This is a genomic window from Rheinheimera maricola (assembly GCF_016918075.2).
GTDB classification, from domain to species: Bacteria; Pseudomonadota; Gammaproteobacteria; order Enterobacterales; family Alteromonadaceae; genus Alishewanella; species Alishewanella maricola_A.
Genome location: NZ_JAERPS020000001.1, coordinates 174993 through 199553 on the forward strand (window position 1 = coordinate 174993; position 24561 = coordinate 199553).

Genomic DNA, 24561 nt, shown 5'->3' on the forward strand with positions numbered 1-24561 from the left:
CATGCTAGTGTCATTCACATTAGCCGAGGGTGGCTTGCAAGAGCAGAGTATATTGCCGGAGTTGGCGCAGTTGGAGCAATTAATTGCGGGGGCGCCGGCTGATTTACACACAGAGGTGCTGACTTATGTGGGGCATATGTCGCAAAAGTTACCGCTGTATGGCTTATCTTTGGGCAACACCGCCGCTGACAAGCCAGCTGTGTTACTGGTGGGCGGTGTACATGGTCTGGAACGTATTGGTACCCAGGTGGTGCTGGCGTATTTGCAAACCTTATTGCAGCGGCTGCCGTGGGACCTGTGTTTACAGCACACACTTGAAAATTGCTGCATTTATGTTATTCCGCTATTAAACCCGGCAGGTATGGCAAACGGTTGGCGAGCCAATGGCAACAGTGTTGATCTCATGCGAAATGCGCCGGTAAATTGTACAGAGCAGGCCGCGTGGCTGGTAGGCGGGCAGCGAATAAGTCGAGCCATACCCTGGTATCGCGGACGTACAGATAAAATGGAAATAGAAAGCCAGGCGTTGGTCGACTTTGTCTGTAGTAACTTGTTTAACCGGCCGTTCTCATTGGTGTTGGACTGCCATTCTGGCTTTGGTAGTACTGACCGGCTGTGGTTTCCGTATGCGAAAAGCCGGCGCCAGCCAATTGCCCATCTGGCCGAAATGTATCGCCTGCGGCAACTACTGGCGCAAACCTATCCGTATCAAAATTATATTTTTGAGCCTCAGGCCCAACATTATCTATGCCATGGCGACTTATGGGATTATCTGTACGATTTGTCGCTGGCAAGTAACACCAACATGCTGCCACTGACTCTGGAGATGGGGTCATGGAACTGGGTGCGGAAAAACCCGTTCCAACTGCTGTCCAGCCTGGGCATGTTTCATCCGGTAAAGCCACATCGAGTCCGGCGAGTGCTGCGCAGCCATTTGATTTTAATTAATTTTTTAATTAATGCCACGATGTCTTACCAAAACTGGCTGCCGCTAAGTCAGCGAGAGCAATTACAGGCGGAGGCGCGGCAACTATGGTACTAGACAATCGTACGCCATTGCTGTTGCTGCGCGGCTTAGCGCGAGAGCAGAGGCATTGGGGCGAATTCAGACCGCTGCTGGCAGATACGTTGCCCAACCCGATACTCAGTTTTGATTATGCTGGCAGTGGTCAGCTTTACCAGCAATCATCACCATGCAGTATCAGCGCACTGCGTCAGTCAGTACGATCTCAGTTACAGCAAGCGCTGGAATTTAATGGCAAAGTACATCTGGTGGCCTTGTCGCTTGGCGCTATGCTAGCGGCTGATTGGGCGGCATCCTTCCCACAGGAGGTGGCGTCAATCACCTTGATTAATAGCAGTGCCAGGCCGTTATCGCCATTTTATCAGCGTTTACGCTGGCAGAGTTATCCGGCTTTGATGCGCGGTATTTTTGCCGACACAGCCAAGCGAGAGCAGGTTATTCTACAGCTCACCAGCGCCCGGCCAGCAGAGCATGTAACGGCAGTAGCAAACTGGCAATTGTGGCAGCAGCAACGGCCGGTAAGCCGATTAAACACACTGCGACAATTATGGGCTGCCAAGCGTTTTCGGGTGCCAGCAGCGCCGCAATGCCCAACATTGCTGCTCAGCAGCCTGGCGGACCGGCTGGTTAGCCCAACGTGCAGCGCCCGCTTGGCAGACTACTGGCAGGTTAAACATCTACAGCACCCATGGGCCGGGCATGATCTGCCGTTAGATGATGCAAATTGGACGGTGACGCAGATAGCGGCTTTTATCCGTCAAGTTTAGCTTGGCTTTTACAATAAACGCATTTGCAGCTTTTCGCCGCCAATTTCAATAATATCGCCGGCGTTAATTTGCCGGCGTTTGCGCGTTTCCACTTCGCCGTTCACTTTCACCAAGCCGCCGTCTATCGCCGCTTTAGCTTCGCCGCCACTGCTAAGCAGACCTTCAAATTTCAGTATTTTATACAGTTCTACCGCCGGTTTACTCAGTATTACATCACGCATGTCAGATCCTTGGCAGATTACTCTGCTGATTCAGTAAAATTAAGGTGGGGTTTGCCGACAATATAAGCACGGCGAAATAGTGCAAAGTATTCGGCCAACGCGGCTGCGGCGGCGCTGTCATTCGCAAGTTGCAGTACTTCAACCGCTACTTCGGCGGTACACAGCTGATGCAGGTGTGCCGCTTCGCGCAGTTGATAACGTGAGCCTTGTTCTGGTTGAATACCCAGCACCGGCAAGTTGGCCAGATAAGCGCTTTTGAACATTTTTTTCGCTTCGCGCCAGGTGCCGTCCAGCATAATAAACAACGGTATTTTCTTGTCTTGCACTGCACTAAGTTCAAGCGGGCTGCTAATACAACGCTCAGCTTGCGCATATTGCTGCGGAAATACCACTATCGGTGCATAGCGTGCATCGTTAAGCAGCGCCAGCATGGCAGCATCGGGTTGGGTTCTGTCCCAGACAAAGGCGTGGTTATCTGCAATGACATCGGCAATAATCCGGCCGGTATTACTGGGTTTATAGCACTCGCCGGTGTACATAATAAAGCAAAAAGCACTGTTACTAATGACACTCGGCCTGGCAGCACAAATACACTCAGCCGCCGGCAATAAGCAGTGCTCACAGCGTTTAACTTTACTGCCGCGGGCGTTAAACACCCGGGTGGCTTTGGCTAATTCGCGCTGGCGCAACGTAAGTACAGAGTTTAAATGCAGCACTGGCGACCCGTATTAATGAATGGGTCGCCATTTTAGCCGGTTTTTAAAAGACCGCAATCCGACAGTTGTTATTAGTTGATTGGTTTTTGTAACAACAATACAAAACGGTCTGTTTTCCCACGAATGCTCTCATCAAATACCGATTTACTGTAGTCGTCATCTGGGTTTTGCAGTACATCACTCACCATTATCAGGTTGAAACCAAACTGCTGTAGTTCTTGCTGCACATAGTTAGCCTCTATGCGATGTAGCTCCTGTGATGCATCGATACCGCTTCCTGCACTGGCATTATGATCAACTACCAGCATCCTCCCGCCTGGCGTTAGCGCAGCGTATATCTGTGCCATCAGTTGCTGCGGGTTTATTTTCCAGCCTTCAGCCACATGATACATGTCGTGATAGCCCATAATAAAATACACTGCATCCAAGCTGTTTGGGCTAATACCTAAGTCTTCCAGTTCTGCTTCCAACCGCATAACATTTGGCAAACGGCCTTGTGCAAGCCTTTGTTGCAATTGTTTGTCCACATAAGGCAAGTAGGCTTTATTGTTATGCAGGTACACTTTACCTGAAGAGCCAACCTGTTGTGACAACAACTCGCTGAAGTAACCATTGCCACCAAGCAAATCCAGCACCACGTTGCCTGGCTGCAGCGGTAATAATTTAGCCATACTGCAAGGCAAGCTTACGGTGTCGCGCTTTTTGTCCGCCAGGCTTCTATTGGCTGCATCTAGTGCAAGTTCGCAAGCTGCTAGTGGCAAGTGGCATAAAGCCAACATTAGCGTGCTGATGATTAAACGCATGCCGAGTTTCCTTGTTTTCAAAATGAATAATTGCTTTGGTTTCAGATCAGTAAAATGCAATTACAGCATAGCCATTTCCAGGGCGGTTTGCATTTGGTGCAAGCGGATGCTTTTTGGGGCTGGGCAAGTGATTCTGTTACACTGCTAGCAATTATTTAGGAGTCTTTATGTCAATTGCGGTTAAGGCATCAGAAATCACTCTGCCGGCAACTAATCAGGGCTGGCCGACGGTATTCTCCTATTTATGTGCGCATTTTCATCGTATTACTCCAGAGATTTGGCAAGCACGAATTAAAGCTGGCAAAGTTCACTGGTTTAACGGTGAGACCATTACCGAAATTACGCCTTTTCAGCCCAGTAAGCGGCTGTGTTACTACCGTGAAGTTGAGGCAGAACCGGTGATTCCCTTCGCCCATAAGATCCTGTATCAGGATCTGCATATTTTGGTGGCGGATAAACCGCATTTTTTACCGGTAACACCGGGCGGTGAATACGTTAATGAGTGCTTGTTAGCAAGATTACAGCGTGAAACCGGCATAGCCGATATAGTGCCGGTACATCGTTTAGACCGTGATACTGCGGGCCTGGTATTGTTTTCTGTTAACCCGTTAAGCCGGGCGGCGTATTATCAGTTGTTTAGTGGGGGCCTTGTTGAAAAGCAGTATCAGGCGGTGGCACACTTAACGGCTGCTGTTAGCATTGCTGCCTTGCCATTGTGTTGGCATATTGCAAATCGCATTGAGAAAAGTACACCAGGCTTTATCAATGCGATAGTACCCGGTGCGGTAAATGCTATTTCAGATATCAGCCTGATAGCCAAAACTGCTGAACTTGGGTTATTCAAACTAACTCCGCATACCGGTAAGACCCATCAGCTAAGGCTACATATGCTTAGCCTTGGTATGCCAATTTTGCATGACAGCTATTACCCACAGTTACTGCCCAAGCAAGCGCCGCAATTTGATAAACCACTACAGTTACTGGCTAAGACGCTATCCTTTATCGATCCGGTTAGCGCAACGGCGCATTCGTTTATTAGTCAACAACAACTGCAAGTGGCACATCAGGTTTCGGGTTAAGTATTTTCCAATCACGCACCGCAGGATGGAAAAAGCCCGCCTGCGTGTACGCTCGGTCAATTACGCCTTGCTCGCGTAACAGCGTTAAACCCGCCTGAAGTGCATTGAAAACCCGCTCACCGTCAGGATGCAGGCGTGACACCGCAACATGGCGGCTATCATCAAGCATTATTTTTACACCCGGCACTGCAACGAGCTGATACTCATCGCTGCTAATGGTGAAAGGCAGTCGTGGTAAAAATGGTGACAGCATTACATCAACCCATTGCTTACTTACCAGCTTAGCCTGCGATGGCCATGAATGTTCATCGAGTAAGGATGCCGGGCCAATTTGTTGCCAGGTATACCAGTCGGCATGCCAGTTTTTGCTCGATACCGCAGTGAGCTTTTTTAACTGTTGCAATTCAGTCACCGCAAGTGCCCGTGTATTGTGTGGCGAGGTATATAGACCTGCCAGGTATTCGCCGCGGCGGATTAGTGGCTGGCTAATATAGAGTTGTTGTTGCAGGCTACTCAACTCAGAGCGCCAAAAGGTGTCCAAGCCAATTAATAACATACCGCTGCTTATTGAACGCAAGTTACGGGCATCGTAATTGCCCGGCTCATATCGGACTTGCAATTTAATGCCGCCCAGTGCCACAGCTTGTTGGATCAGAATAAAATCGACGACATCCCGTCTGGCATGGTTGGTACTAAAATCGGTAACAGTTAAGGCGTCGCGGCCATTTAAAAAACGCCGGGCGTCTTCGAAAACGTCTTTATCTACCGTGATAACCGTTTTTAGTGTTTCGGCTTCAACAGTAATAAATACCAAGATTAACAAAAGAAACTTGCCCATTGCCGTCGGTCTTAAAGTGCTATGCATTCAGTTTAGACAAAGTTTTGCATTGCTTATACTTTTCATGCAATGCGCAAAATTTAACAAGCGTGGGCAACAACTGCATAAAACTCAACTATGCTACCTACACCATGCGCCATTAAGCACAGTTAACTTCAACGCTATTTTAAGTAGAGAATAGTTATGACCAACCTGAAAAATTTGTCTGTTAAATTACAAATTGCTTTACCCATCGTTTTATTAGCTGTTTTGATTGCCATTGTCGGTATCAAAAGCCTGACGACGGTCAATGGCGTTGTTACACAAACTGATATTGCTATCAATAGCTTAACTCCAGCAACCACGGCGGTATTAAATGCTGATCGGGATTTGTATCAGGCAGAGCTTGCGATGCGGGAATATGTGTTATTGAGCGCTGAGGGGCGTCAGGTAGGTAGTGCCCAGCAAGATTTTGATGAGAATGTGAAACAAGCCTTGGAGCGCATGACAAAGGCGGCGACTTTAGTGCGTCAACATGACGTCAGTGTGATGGCGGAAGCCGAATTTACCAAAGTATTTGATAACTGGCTTAACCTGGCCCGGCAAGCAATGGAATATGCGCAGCAAGGCAATGCACAGCAAGCCCGTTTATTAATTGAAGGCAGTGAAAGTGCTGCATTCTCAACATTACGAGATGAATACAATGGGTTGGGTGAGCGCATTGATGCGCGTGCTATTGTATTGGGTAAGGAGTTATCAGCTTATGTCAGCCAGCAAAAATCATTGACAGTGCTATTGATGCTGATCGCAGTGATTATTGCTATTGTTACCGTGATCTTTAGTCCAGGGTTAATTGTTAAACCATTAGCGCAGTTGAAAAATATGGTTAGCGAGTTGGCCAGTGTCGGTGGTGATCTGACTCGACGCCTGCCAGTAAGTGGTAGTAATGAAATTGGTGATGTTGCTGTTAAAACCAACGAATTTATCTCAACACTGCAGAAGATGATGAGTCAGGTGCAGCTACAACTGATTGAACTTGAGCAGGCTGCAACCAATATTGCCGGTAAAACCGGACAAACCAGCAGTAAAGCCGGTGAGCAAACGATGCATATTGAACAGGTGCTAACGGCTATTCATCAAATGCAGCATGCGGTGCAAGAAATTGCCGGTAATGCAGCATTAACCAGTGGTGCTACTGAAGATGCCAATAAAGCAGCAAACAGTTCTGGCAAGGTTATCCGTCAGTCGATGCAGGAAATTGGTATGCTGGCGCGTGATATTGATCTGGTAGTGCACGCTATTGGTAACCTGGAAACGGAAAGCCGTAATATCGTTTCGGTACTAGAGGTGATTGGCGGTATTGCCGATCAAACCAATTTGCTGGCACTCAATGCTGCAATTGAAGCTGCTCGGGCAGGTGATGCCGGTCGGGGCTTTGCAGTGGTGGCAGATGAGGTACGTACACTGGCGTCGCGCACGCAGCAATCCACCAAAGATATTCATGACATGATTATCCGGCTGCAAAACGGCGTTAGCAGCGCCGTTACCGCGATGAGAAATGCAAAAAATCAAGTCGACGAAACTGAAAAAAATTCAGAATCAGCCAGTCAGTACCTTGACCATATTATGTCGGGCATCACCAACATTAATGATATGGCGATGCAAATTGCTGCCGCAACGGAGCAACAGTCAACGGTTGCTGAGCACGTTAACCAAACCGTAAATGGTATTAGTCAAAACGCGAATGAATTATCTGACTTGGCGCACGATACCGGCAGCGATGGCAATCGCGTAAGGCAGTTAGTACAAGCTGTCAGTGCTCAGGTTGGCCGGTTTAAGGTGTAGCATAGCGCTGCAAAAAACGATCTAATTGATTAGCAAATGCCTGACGGTCACTCTGATTTAGTGGCGGCGGGCCGCCAGTATGCACGCCGCTGCTGCGCATAGTGTCCATAAAATCGCGCATGGTTAGTTTTTGTTTTATGGTATCGGTACTGTACAGCTCACCACGCGGGTTTAGCGCATGGCCGCCTTTGGCCAGTATATCGGCTGCCAGCGGAATATCGGCGGTGATCACTAAATCGCCGGCTTCACAACGGCGCTCTATTTCGTTATCGGCTTCATCAAATCCGCTGGATACGGTAATGGCGGAAATGAATGCTGATGGCGGTATCCGCAGCATTTGATTGGCTACCAGCACCATGTGGATTTGTTTACGCTCGACGGCGCGGTACAGAATATCTTTTATCACTGTTGGACACGCATCTGCGTCTACCCAGATTTTCATACTGCCTCAGTTGTCAGGTTTTGTGTGTGACCGGAAACGGTTCGGTAATCACCCAGATATTGCCATCCGGTCGCAGCAACATATCGATGACGAAGTTTCCCGCCAGACTGTTTTTTGAGTTGGTTTGCTGGGTATAGCGACGAAAACGGTAGCCATCATAACGTAGCAGGCCGGCAGGGGTACCAATCCAGATAAAGCCTTGTTGATCTTGCAATAAGCGCGTCACAACGTTGTCGGGGATCTGCTCTTCATCACCAATTGGCTGAAATAAACCGGTTTCAGGTGGAAACGGCACTGCCGCTACAGCTGGGTAGAGTAATAACATTATTACTGTTACAAGCAGCTGACGTGCAGAAATACGTATTAGCTGGCTAAGTTGTGGCATATAACGGCTGCCTCACTGATGGTTTAATTAACTTAGCCAAGGCGACATACTAAAGCAATGTTTTTCCGGTGAATAATCAGTCGGCTGTTGTATTGTAATGATGATAAAAACGCATAGCGTCGGGGTAAGGAAAAATATCTTCCACCACACCATCGCGGATATTTTGTTGTTTTTGCCGCCAGTAGCCAGCATCTAATAACTCAGGGTGTTTACTAAACAACAGCTCGCGAATGTCACTTTGTGGTGTAACAAAGGTTGCCATTTGCTCGGGGAATACATCGCCAGGTGCTGCGCATACGGTGCCTTCGGCAAACATGGCGTCTTCGTAGTTGTCGGTTTTGGGGAAGCTTCTGAAATTCACATCCAGCATATACTGCACTTCATCATAATCATAAAACACCACCCGTTTGTGCCGGGTTACGCCAAAGTTTTTTAACAGCATGTCACCGGGAAAAATATTTGCGGCAAGCATTTGTTTAATCGCCAGGCCATAGTCATCCATAATATGGCTTTTTTCTGCCATAGAGGCATGCTCCAGATAAATGTTCAGCGGGATCATCCTGCGCTCGATATACAGGTGTTTAATCACTACCAAATCGTCTTCATAGCTTAGTGAATCGCCGATAACCTGTTGTAACTCTTCAAGTAGTTCAGCCGAAAAACGGCTTTTTGGCAGTGCGACATAGGAATATTCCAGTGTATCGGCCATGCGGCCAACCCGGTCGTGCTTTTTTACCAACAAGTAGCGCGCTTTTACCGTGTCGCGGCCAAATTCTTTACTGGGGGCAAATTTATCGCGGATCACTTTAAACACGTATGGGAAGGACGGCAAGGTAAACACCATCATCACCATGCCGCGGATGCCTGGAGCGGCAACAAACTGATCATTGCTTTTATTCAGATGATTTAACAACTCGCGGTAGAACTCGGTTTTGCCTTGTTTATGCAAACCAATGCTAGCGTATAGCTCGGCCAGAGTTTTGTGCGGCAGCAACTCGCGTAAAAAATGCACCAGCGCGGAGGGCACCTGCGTCTCTACCATAAAATAGGCCCGCGAGAAGCCGAAAATAATAGTCATTTGCTTGGCGTCAGTGACCAGCGTATCAATGAACAAACCGGCGCCTTCGCGGTGCAATAGCGGGATAATAAACGGCTGCTGGCCATCGGGTGTTACTGCCCGGCCAACGATATAAGCCGCCTTATTGCGGTAAAATACCGACTTTAAAATATCAAACCGAATTTGATATACCGGATAGCGGCCATGGCTGGATTGCGCCATAAAGCTTTTTACAATTAAGCGGATATCGCGGTCCAGGTTAATAAAGGGGGTAATAAAACCAAAGCTGGAAACAATATTGCGGATGGTTTGTTTTAAGCCATCCTGCGCTGGAAAATAGCTGTCGTATACTGATGCGATGGGCGCCGGTAAATGCTGCTTACTAAGGGTCGATTCAACAAAAATATTCTGATTATGAAAATATTTGCGTTCAAATAATTGGCAAAATACTGAGTTATAAAAGGTTTCGGCCAGCTCGGCCTGCGGATGAAACGCCAGAAACTCCATGTAGTGCAGTTTAACTTGCTGCCATAGCGCTTCATTCAGACATTGGCTGGGCAATTCCGTTGCCAGATGAGAAATAGCCTCAGTAACGCGCTGATCGTAAAACGAAATGCGCTCTGAGCTGTCTTGCTGAAACGCGCGCCAGTCGGCCAATTCAAAGCGCTGTTTGGCTTTGGCGGTTATCGCCTGAAATAAACCAAAATGGCGGCGAAAGCCCTTTAATATTATTTCTGCAATTTGTTTTGCCTGGCTCATAATTTACTAACTTCCGCGCTTTAAAAAAATAACAGTAGCCACTGTAAACATATTCAAGCTTATAGACCAGTCATGCTGTGCTGAAAGTAGCCTAAATCGAAACAGTGCATACTGTTTTTGAAAAAATATCCTGTGCCGTCAATAAAGTGTTCTATGTTTAGCAGGTGGTCCGAAAAAATAATAATCAGTGGAGTGAATATGAAGCCATCGTTATTAGGTTCAGCATTGATGTTCTCGTTAGTCGCTATACCGGTAAGTGCCGATATTAATATATCGGGTTTTGCCACCATTGCCGGCGGCAGGGTACTCAGTGGCAGTGGCGTCGCAGAATTTGGCTTAGAGCCGACGTTTTTGGCCAATTATCCGTTGGTCGGGGTGTATGAGGAGGAGTGGTCATTTAAGCCCGAAAGTCGGATTGGTTTACAATTATCTGCCGATCTAGCCGACGGCTTGTCGATGACTGGGCAGATAGTGGCGCGCGGTGCGGATGATTTTGATGCCAGTTTTGAATGGGTCTATTTGTCGTATCGGCTAAATGACACCTGGACGATTCAAGCAGGTAAAAAACGTCTGCCCTTGTATTACTACTCTGATTTTTTTGACGTGGGTTATGCCTATTTATGGTTGCGGCCACCGGCAGATAATTACACCTGGCAGATCTTTAATTACACCGGTGTCAACGCGCTGTTTAACACTCAACTTGGTAGTTGGGATGTTAGCGGCAACCTATACACCGGGCGAGAGGACGACAGAGACAACAAGCTGCTATCTGATTTCTTTTTTGGCGCCTCAACCCGTGAAATCTGGAAGGATATTATCGGCGGCGTTGTTAGTTTCAACCGCGACTGGCTGGATGTGCGTTTAACCTACATGACTTATGTCAACGAGCGCTTTATTAATGAAGACGGTGTTGATGTACAACAAACCTGGGATGGCAACACCGAGCGACGTGGCAAGTTTGCCGGTATTTCCTTTAATATTGATTACAACAATATTGTGTTTTTAAGCGAGCTAAACCGGCTTGATCTTGACGGCAGCAAGTTTGATACCTATATGGTTTCACTGGGCTATCGTGTTGATAGTTTCACCCCCTATGTATCTTATGCTGATTTTGATAGCGATGGCGAGGTACACAACACCACCAGCCTGGGGTTTCGTTATGACTTTCACAGTTCGGCGGCGTTTAAGCTGCAGTACGATAAAGTGGAGGACAATGGCTACGACGGCCTGATGGTGGCTGGCGACAGCGATTCTGTAACCTTTGGTATCGATTTAGTCTTTTAGGAGGCGCTATGAAAACGCTATTCGTTGTTTCATTGTTGTTACTTCCGGTCAGTGTTAATGCCGCTATTGCTGTGGTGGTGCATCCGTCGAATCAAACTAGCCTGACGCAGGATGATTTGGTGCGCTTGTATACCGGTAAATTGAGTGCCTTTCCGGATGGCAACTCAGCGGTGCCAGTGAACCTGGCCGATTCTGTGGCATTGCGGGCAGATTTTGATCAAAAGGCTTTGGGGCGCTCATCCAGCCAGATTAAAGCTTACTGGTCAAAGTTGGTGTTTACCGGTAAGGGTACACCACCCAAAGAGGTGGCGTCAGATAATGAAGTGCTGACGTTGGTAGCGAATAACCCTAACCTGATTGGTTATGTCAGTGCTGCGGCAGTGTCTGACAAGGTTAAGGTGTTGCTGACATTAGAGTAACGCTAACGGGCCGGCGATGCCGGCCCGAATTCTTTACAGCACTGGTTGCACCGCAGCGCCATAGTCAAACACCACAGCTAATACCAGCACCAACGCTGCTGCTGCCAGAAGTTTCAACAATAGCGGCATACAGAAACGGAACCAGTGGCCATACGGCACGCCGGCGATGCCAATAATGCCCATTAGCACAGCATTGGTGGGGATAATCATATTGGAAAACCCATCACCGAACTGATACGCCAACACCGCCACCTGACGCGGAATGTCTAGCAAATCACTCAGCGGTACCATCAATGGCATAGTGACATAAGCCTGACCGCTGCCAGAGGGGATAAAGAAATTCAGTAAGGTTTGAATTATAAGCATGCCAACCGCCGCAGCCTCTGCGCCAACGTAAGACAGCGGCATCGACATAGCATTAACCAGTGAATGTAGAATTTGGCCATCTTCCATCACCAGCGAAATGCCGCGGGCAACGCCAATTAACATGGCGGTGGTGGTCAGCTCCATGGCGCCATCAATAAACTTTTGTGCCGCCGTATCAGCAGTAATACGGCCGATTAGCGCAGTAAACAACCCCCAGGCAATAAAGCAGGCGCTTAATTCATATAAGTACCAGCCATGCACCCTTATACCGTAAGCTACCAGCGCGATGGTACCGACAAAGCTGGCGAGGATCAGTTTATGATTCCAGGCCAACGCTGGGTAGGTCGCTGGTAATTTATCGCCAAGCGGGCAGGGTAAATCGGCCACCATAGAGTTGGCAGGATCGGCCAAGACTTTTTTCGCGTAGCTCCAGACATGATGAAAGCCAATCAGCACAAAGGGCAGGAAGATAGCGAACCTTAACCAATTACCTGACAATGGCGGCACATCGGCGATTTGCTGGGCAATAATCACGGTAAACGGATTAATGGCTGATACGCCATAACCAATACCGTAGCCGGCCACCGTCATACCCACTGCGGTCATTGCATCCAAGCGCATGGCTTTACACAATGCCACTAAAATAAGCACAAAGGGAATATACTCACCGGCCGTACCTATGGCGCTGGACGCCATAGCAAAACAAAACACCACCATAAAAATCAGCATGTGCGGTTTTTCGCCAAACCGGGTTAGTAACCGGCCAATTAACGCATCTACCGTACCGGTGGCGCGGGCAATCGACAGCACGCCGCCCAGTATCATGACAAAGAAAATAACATCCTGGGCACTGGCAAAGGCGCGGGGGATCGCGGTAAGTAATTGCCAGGGCGTTAAATACTGCCGCTCTTCAACCAGTGTAAAGGTACCAGGGATAACTGCATTGCGGCCATTAGCCAGCGTTTGGGTTTCAAAAAAACCTTGTGGTACCAGCCAGGTGGCAATCATTGCTAGCACCATCATGGCGAATAACAGCGTTAGGGTGTGGGGTACCCGTAAAATTTTGTTCATAAAAACTGACCCATTTTATTTTTTATATTTGTTGCTCTGCGGCTTAGCGCGAGGCGCCACAGTCTACCCGAGACTGCCAAGCAGGACAAATTTTGCCGCGAAGCGGAAACTTTGTTAATAACCCGCAAGCGCCCGCTTGCCTGAGCAGCGCAGTTTGTATAGGCTTGCGCCTTTATTTGCTTACCATCTGCCGGAGCCTGTCTTGGTCTTGTTTGCCCTGACGATATTTTTAAGCGCTGCCTTGTTGTTTTTGCTGCAGCCGATGCTGGCCAAGCATCTATTACCGTATTTTGGTGGCGGTGCCGCTGTCTGGACTGCCTGTATGCTGTTTTTTCAAATCATGCTGCTGGCGGGTTATGTTTACGCCCATGTTATCTGTCGCTATTTGGTACCGATACAACAACGTGCAGTGCATTGCTTGCTAATGTTGCTGGCGGTAATGGCATTGTCGCTTATGGTACAACCTGACATTATTGCCTTTACTGCTGCCGGGCCACTTAGCGGCATCATTATGTTCTTATTCGTTACTGTTGGTTTGCCTTACTTGGTGTTGTCTGCCACCGGGCCACTCCTGCAGCACTGGTTTGCCGGCCGTTATATCGGCCGCTCGCCTTATCGTTTGTATGCACTGTCTAATATCGGCTCACTGGGTGGCTTGTTGGCCTATCCATTTTTACTTGAGCCCTGGTTAACCTTGGCGACGCAACGACAGCTGTGGCTTGCTGGCTATGGTGTATTTACGTTGTGCTGTCTGGCACTGACTGTAACGCAGTTGCCTAAGTTAGCGCAGGGCTATCGGGCGCAGGCGGTGAAGCTGGGACAGGGCACGGCATTACACTGGTTATTGTTATCGGCATTTGGGGTGGTGTTGTTGTTAGCCGTGACGCAGCAATTGACGCAAAACGTGCCGCCGGTGCCGTTTTTATGGGTAGTACCACTGGCGCTGTATTTGCTTAGCTACATTATCGTGTTTAACAAGCCCGGCTGGTATCAGGGCGCAATATGGCGTTATCTGTTTGGCTTAAGTTTGGCGTTCGCGTTAATGCTATTTTACTTCGGTGGCAGTTTTGATTTATGGTCAAAGCTGGTGCTTTATCTGGTGATTTTATTTAGCGGGTGCATGCTGTGCCATGGTGAGTTGGCACGACTAAAACCGCAGCCGGCATCTTTGACCGGTTTTTACTTAGTACTGGCCGCCGGTGGTGCACTGGGCAGCGCGGTGGTAAACCTGCTGGCGCCGGAGGTATTTAGTCACTATTGGGAGTTTTTACTAGTGCTGGCGTTAATTGCCCTGCTGCTGCAGGTGCGTCAGCCACCGCAACCGGCCTGGCATACGCCGTTATGGTTGCTGGGTATCGGGCTGTTCGCTGTCACTGCCGTGGCGCTGCAATGGCAATTTGGCCAGCATAATGTCTACAGCAGCCGCAATTTTTACGGCAGCCTGGTCGTGCGGGATCTGCAAATCAATGGCCAGCTGCAACGCCAGTTAATTGATGGCACCACCAGCCATGGCGCGCAATATCTGGATACAGAGCTGGCGCGCCAGCCGCAAAGCTATTACCGCCAGGGCACTGGCGCGGCGCTGGCCTTGCAGCATTTTATTCCGGCAGCAATAACGCGTAGCAGCCAGCAATTACAGCAACGCCATATTGGTCTGGTTGGCTTGGGCAGTGGCGCACTGGCGGCATATGGCACGCCACAACATAGCATGTTGTTTTACGAGATAAACCCGGATGTTATTAAGGTCGCCAAGGAATACTTTAGTTATCTGGCTGACAGCAGCGCGCAAATTGAAATTGTACCGGGTGATGCCAGGCTAACGCTGGCTGAGCAATTGGCCAACGGCAGCCAACAGTTTGACATTCTGGTACTGGATGCTTTTAGCAGCGACAGTATTCCGCAGCATTTGCTTACGCTTGAGGCAATGCAGCTGTATTGGCAGCATCTGCAATCCGATGGTGTATTGGCGGTGCATGTGTCGAATAATTACCTGGATTTAACCAGTCTGTTGCGCAATCAGGCCGCTCAGCTGGGTATGCAGGCTATTTTTATCGCCACACCGGCGGCAGGGCTAAACCCGGCCGCACAATGGGTGTTAATAACGTCGAACAGCCGTTTCATAAAGCAAGCGGCGATACAGCAAGCTGTGCGTGCCTGGCCAAGCGCTTTGCAAAGCGCTGTTAGTTGGACAGATCAGCGCAGTAACCTGCTGCAGGTGTTGAAATAACGGTGTTACTCATCGTCTTCCACCATGGTCATCAATGAGGTATTTCCGCCTGATGCCGTGGTATCGATACTGATAGTTTTTTCAGTTACCAGGCGTTTGATCAGCGTGTCGTAGTACTCGGCGCTGATCACCGGCAAGATAGCACCATCACGCTGCGCCAATTGCTGGCTGAAGTAGCCTAAGCGGGATGAGCGCGCCGCTACTACCGCACCGGCTAAATGCGGGTGCGCCAAAATGGCTTGCAGCTGATCCGGTTTGGCTACCTGAAATACCCCGGCAGCCACGCCGGTAGCGATAAACTTGTCTTTAAACGCCATGGCTTCTTCATAGAATAACTCAGAAGCGACGGTAATTACGGTATTACCGGCTGCCAGTGCAGTAATAATGGATATAGCCCAGAAGTTAAACGAGGTGCTTTTATCGGCGTAACACACTACACAACCGCGCGGCTCAATATGCAGCGTATTCGACTCGCCAGTAGGGCCTGGCAGGGTGGTACACTTGCGCATATGTTTTTCCAGCTGGTTTAGCTGGGTGCGGGCATCGGCCAGGGTTAGGGCTAAATCGTCGGCCAGCTCATCGATAATATCTACCGTGGCAATTTTTGCCAGCAATTGCCGCACGGCCGATACGCGGTCATTCAGTGGCGTAGCGCGCCATATTTTTTCATCCCGCAGTGAGTTAGCCATCAGCTGTTGCACTTTGGCATCAGCATCGGGGTTATGGTGCAGGCTCAGCTCGTCCGGGCTTAAGTTAGTCATTTGCACATTGTCCGGCGAGGCTTTCTCTTTTACCAGGCGCAGTAAGTAATTCGGCCCGCCGGCTTTAGGTCCGGTACCGGACAAACCGCGGCCGCCAAACGGTTGGGCACCGACAATGGCACCAATCATATTACGGTTTATATACACATTACCGGCGCGCGACATTTTTGCCAGGTAATTGCAGCGGTCTTCAATGCGCGAATGAATGCCCATAGTCAGGCCGTAGCCGGTGGCATTGATCTGGTCGATAACCTGATCCAGCTCACTGGCTTTAAAGCGGATCACATGTACGCAGGGGCCAAATACTTCACGTTTCAGCAGCGATAAATCACTGATTTCGTACAAGCGTGGCGCAAAGAAATAGGCGCCGTTTTCAGCGTTATCCGGAATATCGCACTGGTAGTGCAAGGTGGCTTTATCTTTTAAATATTCAACGTGCTGTTGCAGGTTTTTCAGTGCTTTTTCGTCTATTACCGGGCCAATGTCCGTGCTAAGCCAGGCCGGGTCGCCCACATGCAGCTGCTCAAGTGCGCCCTTTAGCATGTCGATAATGCCGTCTGCGACATCCTGCTGAATAAACAATACCCTAAGCGCCGAGCAGCGCTGGCCGGCACTTTGAAAGCCCGAGCTTATCACATCGTCGACCACTTGCTCTGGCAGGGCGGTGGAGTCGACTATCATGCAGTTTTGGCCGCCGGTTTCAGCAATCAGCGGTACCTGTAAATCATTACGCTGCGCTAAGGTACGAGATATCAGGCTGCCTGTTTCGGTTGAGCCGGTAAACATCACTGCCTGAATACGGCTGTCCGGCACTATGGTTTTACCCACGTCGCTACCGCGGGCAATGACGGCCTGCACCACATGCTCGGGTAAGCCGACTGCATGCATCAGTTCAATGGCGCGCAGCGCAATCAGGCTGGTTTGCTCGGCCGGTTTGGCAATAACGCTATTACCGGTAACAATGGCCGCCGCTACCTGGCCTAAAAATATCGCCAGCGGGAAATTCCACGGGCTGATACACAAAATAACGCCGCGCGGCTCAAAGCGCTCATCTTTAGCCAGCTCTTCTGCTCTTGCGGCATAGTAACGGCAAAAATCGACTGCTTCGCGCACTTCATCGATACCGTCTTGCGCTACCTTGCCGGCTTCTTTAATACAAATAGCCACTAACTCATCGTGGTGGCGCTCAATAATATCGGCAATGCGGCGCAGTAAATTAGCACGCTCGGTTACCGGTATTTGTGACCAACTGGCGAAGGCGGTGTCGGCATTTTCCAGCAATTGCTGCATCTGCTCAGTGCTGTGGAGGCGCACATGGCCGATGATCTCGGTATGATTAGCCGGGTTTTTAACCGCAATGGCGCCATCCGGCACTTGGTCAGCGGTCAGCAAATGTGTGCTAAACCAGTTATCCAGGTTAGCTTTAAACGCAGTCAGGCTGTCGACGTCGGTTAAATCCAAGCCTTTGGAGTTTGCCCGTTCCTTGCCGTATAAATCCAGCGGTAGCTTTATTTGCGTGTTGTATTTATTGCGCAGGCTTTGCAGGGTTTCAACCGGGTCCGGCAGCAAGGCTTCTACCGGCTGGCTGGTGTCGACGATAGCATTAACAAAAGAGGAGTTAGCGCCGTTTTCCAGCAAGCGGCGTACTAAATATGCCAGCAGGTTTTCATGCTCGCCCACCGGGGCATAGACGCGGCACTGAATTTTTTCACTGCTGACAATCTGGTCAAATAACGACTCGCCCATGCCGTGTAAGCGCTGAAATTCAAAGCCGCTGTTATTGCCTTTGGCCACCTCTAAAATGGTGGCGGCAGTATAGGCGTTGTGGGTGGCAAACTGCGGGTATAGTACATCACGTGCTTCTAACAGTTTAATAGCGCAGGCTTTATACGATACGTCAGTCGAGGCTTTACGGGTAAACACTGGAAAGTGATCCAGGCCTTTTTGCTGGGTAGTTTTAATCTCGGTGTCCCAATAGGCACCTTTAACCAGCCGTACCATTAGTTTGCGGTTTACCTTGCGGGCTAAGTCGGCCAGCCACTCTATAACAAAGATGGCGCGCTTTTGATACGCCTGCACTGCCAGGCCAAAGCCGGCCCAATCACCCAGCTCGTCGTCAGATAATATTGCTTCGATAATATCCAGCGAAATATCTAAGCGGTCGGCTTCTTCGGCATCCACGGTAAAGCCGATATCATAGCTTTTGGCCACCAGCACCAGTGCTTTTAGCTTGGGCAGCAGCTCGCTCATCACCCGCTCGCGGTGACTAAATTCGTAGCGCGGATGAATCGCCGATAATTTAACTGAAATGCCGGGGCTTTTTATCGGCCCCTTGCCGTTAGCAGCTTTACCAATAGCATGGATAGCGGTTAAGTAGCTTTGGTAGTAGCGCTCGGCGTCGGCCATGGTGCGTGCACCTTCGCCCAGCATATCGTAGGAATAGACATAGCCTTTTTTCTCGGTGTCAAAAGCGCGCTCTATGGCATCGTCAATGTTGGTGCCCATAACAAACTGTTTGCCCATAATTTTCATGGCAAAGTTAACTGACTTACGGATCACCGGCTCGCCTAAGCGGCCCAGAGTTTTTTTCAGCACACCAAATTGCTGCGCCTTGGTTTTATCGTTGTAGTTCACCATTTTACCGGTAACTAATAAGCCCCAGGACGAGGCATTAACAAACAGCGAGTCGCTGCTGCCCAAATGCGAGCTCCAGTCGCCTTTGGCCAGTTTGTCGCGGATAAGTGCTTCCTGGGTACTTTTATCCGGCACGCGAAGCAACGCTTCGGCCAGACACATTAGCACCACGCCTTCTTCGCTGGATAACGAAAACTCGTTTAACAGTGCATCAATACCACCCTGGCCATCCTGATCTTTACGAATGGTATGCACAATTTGCCTTGCCCGCTCCCAGGCGCGGCTGCGCGCTTTAACGCCCACCTCTGCCAGTGGCAGTAAATAATCAATCGCTGTGTTTTCGTCGATACGGTAGTAGTTACGGATCTTTTGTCTAAGCGGGCATTGGGTGGTTAAATCAGCATCAAATAGCATAAATCAGCCTTTAGCATGAGCATTGCAAAGTAAAACGCTGCAACGCCGGGTTAGCATTAATTACCCTTGGCATACTAAAGAAAAAGTCACAATATTGGCTGGTTTATTTTGCCATTAAGGCCATATTTAAAATGGCATTAATGTATTTTTACAGCATAAAATGCTGCCTATTTTCTGTTAGGCCCCGCCTAATTGCTGGGTTATTTGCTTTGTGCCGTATTGTCATTGACACTGTTGCAGCCAAATCCACTGCTGAGCGCTAATCCCAATGCTGTTGGCAAACGCCATATACTCATCACACAGCGCTTTTGCCGGAGTTTTACTGCGTGCCAGCAGCCAGGCATAATCTATTGACGGGCCCACCACCAACGCCACACTGTAATCGTCGCTTAATCTTGCAATATTGTAACCGCCGTAAAACGGACCAAAAAACGACACTTTAAGGGCGCCGGTGTTACTGTCGCCAACAAAATACGCTTTACCCTCAGCTTGTTGCCAATCGCTTTCTTCGGCATTAAAGCCACGGTTAATCACCTGTACACCACCGTCGTCGCGCATGGCGTAGTTAGCAGTTACTTCGGTTAAGCCACGTTCAAAGCGGTGGTCCAGCCTGGCAATTTCATGCCACTCCCCAAGGTAGCGATTAAGTTCAAACGGTGTTACCGGCGTAACGCCCGCTGGCGTGCCGGTGCAGCTTTGCAGTATAAGGCTGCTACCAAGCAGCAGGGCAAAACGTAGCAGAGTTTTCATCGCAACCTTCTAACTTTGTTATAGACAGCTGATATTACGCCGCTAAACCAGGTTTGTATCAAAACTTAGCCGGTGTTATGGCGCTAAATTGCAAAAGTTGCAAGCTTGCCGGTTGGGTGTCGCGGATAAAAGCCTTAGTTAGGGTGGCTGATGATGTAAGCAAGCACTGAAAGTTGTGTAAGTTGCATTAAAGAGGGCAGATAAACATTAAAATTTGCGGCTAGCTAGGTTATAACAATGCTATGACTAAGGAATAACGCATTCAAGCGGCTTATGCCAGGTATGACTATGGTTGAAACTGTGCTTGATTTTTGGTTTAAAGAAATTAGCCCCAAACAGTGGTGGGCGAAGGACGACGCTTTTGATCTGCTGATCAGCCAGCGCTTCTCTGCACTGCTGCAACAAGCGGCTGCGGGAGAGTTATTCGGTTGGCGCAGCAGTGCTCACGGTCGGTTGGCTGAGATTATTGTGTTGGATCAGTTTTCGCGCAATATCTACCGCGATAAACCCACGGCTTTTGCTCAGGATGCAATAGCACTAGTGCTGGCACAGGAGGCGGTTCGTGTCAGGGCGATGCTGGAGCTGAATGCAGATGAAAGAAATTTTTTGCTGATGCCCTATATGCACAGTGAATCGGCGGTTATCCATAAACAAGCTGAGGTGCTTTTTAAGCAATTCGCTCCAGCGGCAAACTACGAGTTTGAATTAAAACACAAAGTGATTATTGACCGCTTTGGTCGTTATCCACATCGCAACAGTATTCTGGCTCGCACTTCAACCACAGAGGAAGCAGCATTTTTACGCCAGCCAGGCTCAGGTTTCTAGTAAACGGCCGGTACTAACAGCACTGAGTAATCTAGCCTGCAAACGGGTTTTGTTAGTGCGACCTTTTATAAATCGATTAACCGACAAGAAAATGATAGAAATAATGTGTAAAAAATAAACGGGCTAAAATACAGCAGTTTTGGCCAGCAGCAACACGATTATCTTCTACAATAGTGTTCAGTCTGGTAATTATTGCAGCGTTATCCTCGGAGCCTTGTTTGCATACCTTGTCTGCCACTTTTTCACCGCTATTGCTATTGGCACTGCTGCTGTTGATTGGTCTGCCTGGTACCGCAGCAGGGGCGACAGCGCCGCTGCGCATTATCACCGAACCTGCTGGCCGTGGCTTGCTAACAGACAGGCGTGGCAATGTGTATGGTATGTCGACGCAAATTGTCAAAGCGATACAGCTGCAGGTTGGCGATAGCAGCACAATTGAGATTTTACCTTGGGCCCGCGCTTATGCCATTGCGGTAAGTAGTGACAATATAGCGATGTATGACACCATCAGAACGGCTGACAGAGAAGATAAGTTTAAGTGGGTGGGGCCGATTAAGCTTTACTCAGTAAACCTCTATGCCCAACGCGGCGTAGTGGCAGCCAATGCAAGCCTGGCCGATTTACTGCAGCAGCATATTGCCTGTGAAACGCGCAATACCAGTATCGTCAACGAGCTATTGTCACTGGGCTTTGAAATAGATAAAAACCTGATCTTAAGCCGCCAATCCGGTGATTGTTACAAGATGTTAAAACTTGGCCGCGCCGATTTAATTGCCATGCATGGCGATGTTACACCTAAACGACAGGCCGAACTTTTAGACACAGGATTGGATTTACAGCCGGTTTACCCGCTGCAAAACATTGAGATGTACATCGCCTTTTCAAAGCAGACGGATGGTGCAGTAATACTTAAGTGGCAGTGCGCATTAAATAAACTGGTACTGCAAGGCCGGTTTCGCCAGCTGTATCAGGATGAATATCCCCGTACCATGATTGAAAAAATAGAAATCAGAGCTGCAAATTCACAGCAACAGATGCCGTGCCCGGGGTGATCGGGGTTGCTATATGCAGACAAAAATTCAAAGGCGACTTTTGATATCACCAGCAAATCAGGTTTTAGACTGATCTGCTGGCTGTGTAGAGTGTGTAGTGTGCTGAGGTTAACCTTGTCGAGTTTTATCAGGCAACAGCGACGTTCTTCAGCTGCCTTTTGCCATTGCGACGGGCTAAGCCCAACAAGCCCAAGGCGAATACAGCTAAAGTAGATGGTGCTGGAACGTCAAAGGAGGCACTTTGCACATTTGTTATAAACTCGTAAGTGCCCCCTTGACTTAGTGACGATAATGCTAAAGAGTATCTGCCGGCCGCAAGCACCCGATTAAAATCCGGATCGCCAAAAGGACCACCAAAATTATCATTGTGGGTATCATCAAAAAATTCAATAAATGTGAGACTAGGATTGTAATCGCCTGCTGAAGCGTATGACCAGTTAGCCGAAGAGACACCCGCCGCTACATAATCGAAACCATATGTATCGCCAGAATACAGGCCTGCAATTAAATCTGGGTTTGCAATTGTTCGGTTAAAATAAAATGATATTGCGTCAACGCCATTTGAATCAAAAATAAACCAGTCAACAGCTTCATCTGGCGCAGAGTTGGCATCGCCGACTGCATAGCCAGTGTTTAAACCAATATTAAATTGCTCACCGATAATTGGCGCTGCGTGTGCAAAGCTAATTAAAGAAAACCCAAAAGCAGCAACAATCCCTTTAAATATTTTACTTTTCATTCAATTTCCTTTTAACCGAAACTTACTCGGTATTATTATTTATTAAATACTACTTTTATTTAAGCAATAAACATGCCGTTAATAAAGTTAGTGAATAACAATTACTTACGTTGGTTTCCGTTGTGTTTTGTAAAGTAATTTGACAGAGGTAACGGCTGGCATACTACTTTTTAGTCGCGCCGTAATTTTATTAATGAAGTTTCTTAACGATAACTTCAAACGTTATTTAAACTAACAGCCAATATTACTACAGCCAGAGTGACAACATTAAGTATTGTAAGCTTATGAAGCAGGGTTCTGCGACCGCTGCGGCACAACGGATACGTCGTTCAGCTGTATACGGCTGCAGGCTTTACCGTAACCCAGGCTGTACTTCAGTGCCGGATAAACCCGGTAAGCGCTGATAGCAAAACCAAGCGTAATAAGCCCTTTAGCACCCCACAGCGCCAGTATATTATCGCGCAACGCGTCAGCTTGCGGATCGTGCGCTAACACCCGTTCGGTAAACTGCACTACCAGGGCAATATCTGCAGGCAGCGCGGCGAAGTCTTGCTCAATAATGGCGCGCACCAAAGCCTGTGACAATCCGGCTTCCAGCGCCATATTCGCTACTAACTGGCTGCAGGGGCCACAATCATCATAAATTATGGCGCGTATTCTGGCGGCATACAGTGGCCCGGCGGGCAGATCACCGCGGTGTGATGCCATAGTCTGAAAGCCGCTGAATTTTAAAAACGCGGTTAAATCGCTGTGCAGAATATCCTGTTGATAACGCACGTCGTAAGCGTAACGCTGTTGCATCGCCAGCAGCATCTTTTTGAACATATATCGAAGCATCTGAGTCACCTTAGGTTGTTGCCTGGTCGCTAAACAGCTTATTGGCAGGGAGCTAAAGCCGCAGCCGGTTTTTCAAAGGCCTGCACCGGCTTAAACAGCAGTACATAGCTACATAAGAACAACAGCGCGCAGCTGTAAAGCAAGGCAGAGAAGTTACCGTTATCCAGCAAAGCAGAGGCCAGCAGTGGGCCTGTAGCCATGCCGACAGAGGAAACCACAGCGGCTATCGTTGCCAGCCGGCCGCTGCTGTCTGTTACTGCTATTACCGCTAATAGGTAGGCTAGCACCGCCGGCCAGGCAAAAAACAGCATGGCCAAGGCGCCGATATAAAGCAGGTTGTGCCCGGCAACGGTTAGCAGTAGCGCCGCGCTTAGCGACAAAATTATACCCGCCAACAGCAAGTTTAAGCGGCCAAATCGATGGCCGGTCAATACCGGCAGCATGGCACCGGCCAGGCCCAACAGACCGGTTAGCGCAATAGCGTTATTAGCACTGGCAGTTGCCATGCCGGCAGCCTGGCCAATAAGCCCGGCATAGGCCCAAATTGCGCTGGCGGCAATCTGATACAACATAATGGCGAGCAATAATAAGACGGCGTGCTGTGCTAAACCGGCGCGCGCTGTGTCAGCTGATGCCTGCGCCCGGGGGTTAGGCTTTGGCGTGAACGCCAGCGTTGGCAGACATAGCAAACACAGCATTGCCAGCACGGCAATGCCGGCCATCAGATAAAACACCGCATAGACGCCGAGCAGACTTTCCAGCGCCGGCAGCAGGTAAATAACCAACGAGCCTAGGCTAAACTGCACAAATAGCAGCGCACCAAAAGCGCGGTCGGGATTGTTTAGCCGCGCCAGTACCGCAAAGGCGATACCCAGGCTTAAGCCACCGCACAGCCCGGCAAAAAACCGCCAGGCCAGCAACGCACTGAAGTGAGTAAACCAAACCGTAGCCAGGTCAATTACCGCCAGCAGCGCCAATAGGCTAAGCATCGCGCTTTGCCAATGAAGTTTGCGCACTAAAAAAATGGCCACCATACTACCCAGCAGGCCGCCATAGCCATTTAGTGCCACGATTTGTCCAGCCTCAACTTCGCTAAAGCCAATACCGCCGGCCAGAGCATTGACGACGCCCGGTAAAAAATTAATGTAAGCCAGCCCTGCCATGGCGCTAAAGGCCAGTAGGAAGTAGCTGACAGGGTGAATAACGGCGACTTTTGCTAATGCAGACTGCGGTAACATAATGCCTCTTGCCTGTGGCGCTAGTTGAT

At 49.1% G+C, this 24561-nt stretch carries 22 protein-coding genes; 9 read left to right on the forward strand and 13 right to left on the reverse strand.

Annotated features, from left to right (window positions below; genetic code table 11):
- Position 1 precedes the first annotated feature (1 nt).
- Together I4W93_RS00855 and I4W93_RS00860 are read left to right on the forward strand one after the other, a co-directional pair.
- Positions 2–1042 (forward strand): M14 family zinc carboxypeptidase, encoded by a 1041-nt coding sequence (locus I4W93_RS00855; protein WP_205310320.1) that lies wholly within the window; start codon positions 2–4, stop codon positions 1040–1042.
- Positions 1033–1791 carry an alpha/beta fold hydrolase gene (locus I4W93_RS00860; protein ID WP_205310319.1) on the forward strand — a complete coding sequence of 253 codons (759 nt, stop codon included), beginning with the start codon at positions 1033–1035 and terminating at the stop codon, positions 1789–1791. The genes I4W93_RS00855 and I4W93_RS00860 overlap by 10 nt, the downstream gene beginning before the upstream one ends.
- A gap of 8 nt (positions 1792–1799) precedes the next feature.
- On the opposite strand, the gene I4W93_RS00865 is transcribed toward I4W93_RS00860, so the two are convergent.
- From I4W93_RS00865 to I4W93_RS00875, 3 genes are all read right to left on the reverse strand, one after another.
- Complete coding sequence (locus I4W93_RS00865; protein ID WP_205310318.1) at positions 1800–2012, reverse strand: RNA-binding S4 domain-containing protein; 213 nt, start codon at positions 2010–2012, stop codon at positions 1800–1802.
- A gap of 17 nt (positions 2013–2029) precedes the next feature.
- A complete protein-coding gene (locus I4W93_RS00870) occupies positions 2030–2728 on the reverse strand; it encodes a tRNA-uridine aminocarboxypropyltransferase (RefSeq protein WP_205310317.1) in 699 nt (232 codons plus the stop codon).
- A gap of 71 nt (positions 2729–2799) precedes the next feature.
- A complete protein-coding gene (locus I4W93_RS00875) occupies positions 2800–3531 on the reverse strand; it encodes a methyltransferase domain-containing protein (protein ID WP_205310316.1) in 732 nt (243 codons plus the stop codon).
- A gap of 167 nt (positions 3532–3698) precedes the next feature.
- Here I4W93_RS00875 and I4W93_RS00880 point away from each other — a divergent pair, with 167 nt between their 5' ends.
- A complete protein-coding gene (locus I4W93_RS00880; protein ID WP_205310315.1) occupies positions 3699–4610 on the forward strand; it encodes a pseudouridine synthase in 912 nt (303 codons plus the stop codon).
- Here I4W93_RS00880 and I4W93_RS00885 read toward each other — a convergent pair.
- The gene (locus I4W93_RS00885) at positions 4567–5448 is read right to left on the reverse strand and encodes a hypothetical protein (protein WP_205310314.1); all 882 of its coding nucleotides are present in this window, start codon (positions 5446–5448) and stop codon (positions 4567–4569) included. The two genes, I4W93_RS00880 and I4W93_RS00885, sit on opposite strands and share 44 nt — an antisense overlap.
- A 183-nt stretch (positions 5449–5631) precedes the next feature.
- Between I4W93_RS00885 and I4W93_RS00890 the strand changes: the two genes are divergently transcribed.
- Positions 5632–7272 carry a methyl-accepting chemotaxis protein gene (locus tag I4W93_RS00890; protein WP_205310313.1) on the forward strand — a complete coding sequence of 547 codons (1641 nt, stop codon included), beginning with the start codon at positions 5632–5634 and terminating at the stop codon, positions 7270–7272.
- Here I4W93_RS00890 and I4W93_RS00895 read toward each other — a convergent pair.
- The 3 genes from I4W93_RS00895 to aceK all read right to left on the reverse strand — a co-directional run bounded on the left by I4W93_RS00895 (position 7262) and on the right by aceK (position 9915).
- Positions 7262–7714: a YaiI/YqxD family protein gene (locus I4W93_RS00895; protein ID WP_205310312.1), complete on the reverse strand. Its 453-nt coding sequence runs from the start codon at positions 7712–7714 to the stop codon at positions 7262–7264. The two genes, I4W93_RS00890 and I4W93_RS00895, sit on opposite strands and share 11 nt — an antisense overlap.
- Before the next feature lie 13 nt (positions 7715–7727).
- Positions 7728–8099: a ligand-binding sensor domain-containing protein gene (locus I4W93_RS00900; RefSeq protein WP_205310355.1), complete on the reverse strand. Its 372-nt coding sequence runs from the start codon at positions 8097–8099 to the stop codon at positions 7728–7730.
- Between the two features lie 76 nt (positions 8100–8175).
- Positions 8176–9915, reverse strand: a complete 1740-nt coding sequence (gene aceK / locus I4W93_RS00905; RefSeq protein WP_205310311.1) for a bifunctional isocitrate dehydrogenase kinase/phosphatase — start codon at positions 9913–9915, stop codon at positions 8176–8178.
- 198 nt (positions 9916–10113) lie between these two features.
- Here aceK and I4W93_RS00910 point away from each other — a divergent pair, with 198 nt between their 5' ends.
- Entirely contained in the window at positions 10114–11199 is a 1086-nt protein-coding gene (locus tag I4W93_RS00910) for a porin (RefSeq protein ID WP_205310310.1), read from the forward strand.
- Positions 11200–11207: 8 nt separating this feature from the next.
- Positions 11208–11618, forward strand: coding sequence for a type 2 periplasmic-binding domain-containing protein (locus tag I4W93_RS00915; RefSeq protein WP_205310309.1), 411 nt, complete (start codon positions 11208–11210; stop codon positions 11616–11618).
- Between the two features lie 33 nt (positions 11619–11651).
- Here I4W93_RS00915 and I4W93_RS00920 read toward each other — a convergent pair whose 3' ends face one another.
- Entirely contained in the window at positions 11652–13055 is a 1404-nt protein-coding gene (locus I4W93_RS00920) for a YfcC family protein (protein WP_205310308.1), read from the reverse strand.
- 202 nt (positions 13056–13257) lie between these two features.
- On the opposite strand from I4W93_RS00920, the gene I4W93_RS00925 reads away from it, so the two are divergent.
- Positions 13258–15282 (forward strand): spermidine synthase, encoded by a 2025-nt coding sequence (locus I4W93_RS00925; RefSeq protein WP_224673203.1) that lies wholly within the window; start codon positions 13258–13260, stop codon positions 15280–15282.
- Between the two features lie 5 nt (positions 15283–15287).
- On the opposite strand, the gene putA is transcribed toward I4W93_RS00925, so the two are convergent.
- Together putA and I4W93_RS00935 are read right to left on the reverse strand one after the other, a co-directional pair.
- The gene (putA, locus tag I4W93_RS00930) at positions 15288–19091 is read right to left on the reverse strand and encodes a bifunctional proline dehydrogenase/L-glutamate gamma-semialdehyde dehydrogenase PutA (protein WP_205310307.1); all 3804 of its coding nucleotides are present in this window, start codon (positions 19089–19091) and stop codon (positions 15288–15290) included.
- 222 nt (positions 19092–19313) lie between these two features.
- Positions 19314–19841 carry a lipocalin family protein gene (locus I4W93_RS00935; protein ID WP_205310306.1) on the reverse strand — a complete coding sequence of 176 codons (528 nt, stop codon included), beginning with the start codon at positions 19839–19841 and terminating at the stop codon, positions 19314–19316.
- 288 nt (positions 19842–20129) lie between these two features.
- On the opposite strand from I4W93_RS00935, the gene I4W93_RS00940 reads away from it, so the two are divergent.
- Both I4W93_RS00940 and I4W93_RS00945 read left to right on the forward strand, forming a co-directional pair.
- On the forward strand, positions 20130–20666 hold the full coding sequence (locus tag I4W93_RS00940; RefSeq protein WP_224673204.1) for a DUF924 family protein: 537 nt from the start codon (positions 20130–20132) through the stop codon (positions 20664–20666).
- 218 nt (positions 20667–20884) lie between these two features.
- Complete coding sequence (locus I4W93_RS00945) at positions 20885–21718, forward strand: substrate-binding periplasmic protein (RefSeq protein WP_205310304.1); 834 nt, start codon at positions 20885–20887, stop codon at positions 21716–21718.
- Between the two features lie 127 nt (positions 21719–21845).
- On the opposite strand, the gene I4W93_RS00950 is transcribed toward I4W93_RS00945, so the two are convergent.
- The 3 genes from I4W93_RS00950 to I4W93_RS00960 all read right to left on the reverse strand — a co-directional run bounded on the left by I4W93_RS00950 (position 21846) and on the right by I4W93_RS00960 (position 24532).
- Positions 21846–22457, reverse strand: coding sequence for a PEP-CTERM sorting domain-containing protein (locus tag I4W93_RS00950; RefSeq protein WP_205310303.1), 612 nt, complete (start codon positions 22455–22457; stop codon positions 21846–21848).
- A 282-nt stretch (positions 22458–22739) separates the two neighbouring features.
- On the reverse strand, positions 22740–23294 hold the full coding sequence (locus I4W93_RS00955; RefSeq protein ID WP_205310302.1) for a hypothetical protein: 555 nt from the start codon (positions 23292–23294) through the stop codon (positions 22740–22742).
- A 38-nt stretch (positions 23295–23332) separates the two neighbouring features.
- Positions 23333–24532 (reverse strand): MFS transporter, encoded by a 1200-nt coding sequence (locus I4W93_RS00960; protein WP_205310301.1) that lies wholly within the window; start codon positions 24530–24532, stop codon positions 23333–23335.
- Positions 24533–24561 lie beyond the last annotated feature (29 nt).

Bases quoted from the DNA above. Each gene is read 5' to 3' on its own strand.
- I4W93_RS00855 (WP_205310320.1), top strand. From the start codon at position 2: ATGCTAGTGTCATTCACATTAGCCGAGGGTGGCTTGCAAGAGCAGAGT.
- I4W93_RS00955 (WP_205310302.1), bottom strand. From the start codon at position 23,294: ATGCTTCGATATATGTTCAAAAAGATGCTGCTGGCGATGCAACAGCGT.
- I4W93_RS00875 (WP_205310316.1), bottom strand. From the start codon at position 3,531: ATGCGTTTAATCATCAGCACGCTAATGTTGGCTTTATGCCACTTGCCA.
- I4W93_RS00895 (WP_205310312.1), bottom strand. From the start codon at position 7,714: ATGAAAATCTGGGTAGACGCAGATGCGTGTCCAACAGTGATAAAAGAT.
- I4W93_RS00935 (WP_205310306.1), bottom strand. From the start codon at position 19,841: ATGAAAACTCTGCTACGTTTTGCCCTGCTGCTTGGTAGCAGCCTTATA.
- I4W93_RS00950 (WP_205310303.1), bottom strand. From the start codon at position 22,457: ATGAAAAGTAAAATATTTAAAGGGATTGTTGCTGCTTTTGGGTTTTCT.
- I4W93_RS00920 (WP_205310308.1), bottom strand. From the start codon at position 13,055: ATGAACAAAATTTTACGGGTACCCCACACCCTAACGCTGTTATTCGCC.
- I4W93_RS00915 (WP_205310309.1), top strand. From the start codon at position 11,208: ATGAAAACGCTATTCGTTGTTTCATTGTTGTTACTTCCGGTCAGTGTT.
- I4W93_RS00910 (WP_205310310.1), top strand. From the start codon at position 10,114: ATGAAGCCATCGTTATTAGGTTCAGCATTGATGTTCTCGTTAGTCGCT.
- I4W93_RS00880 (WP_205310315.1), top strand. From the start codon at position 3,699: ATGTCAATTGCGGTTAAGGCATCAGAAATCACTCTGCCGGCAACTAAT.
- aceK (WP_205310311.1), bottom strand. From the start codon at position 9,915: ATGAGCCAGGCAAAACAAATTGCAGAAATAATATTAAAGGGCTTTCGC.
- I4W93_RS00885 (WP_205310314.1), bottom strand. From the start codon at position 5,448: ATGGGCAAGTTTCTTTTGTTAATCTTGGTATTTATTACTGTTGAAGCC.
- I4W93_RS00860 (WP_205310319.1), top strand. From the start codon at position 1,033: ATGGTACTAGACAATCGTACGCCATTGCTGTTGCTGCGCGGCTTAGCG.
- I4W93_RS00960 (WP_205310301.1), bottom strand. From the start codon at position 24,532: ATGTTACCGCAGTCTGCATTAGCAAAAGTCGCCGTTATTCACCCTGTC.
- I4W93_RS00900 (WP_205310355.1), bottom strand. From the start codon at position 8,099: ATGCCACAACTTAGCCAGCTAATACGTATTTCTGCACGTCAGCTGCTT.
- I4W93_RS00865 (WP_205310318.1), bottom strand. From the start codon at position 2,012: ATGCGTGATGTAATACTGAGTAAACCGGCGGTAGAACTGTATAAAATA.
- putA (WP_205310307.1), bottom strand. From the start codon at position 19,091: ATGCTATTTGATGCTGATTTAACCACCCAATGCCCGCTTAGACAAAAG.
- I4W93_RS00940 (WP_224673204.1), top strand. From the start codon at position 20,130: ATGGTTGAAACTGTGCTTGATTTTTGGTTTAAAGAAATTAGCCCCAAA.
- I4W93_RS00890 (WP_205310313.1), top strand. From the start codon at position 5,632: ATGACCAACCTGAAAAATTTGTCTGTTAAATTACAAATTGCTTTACCC.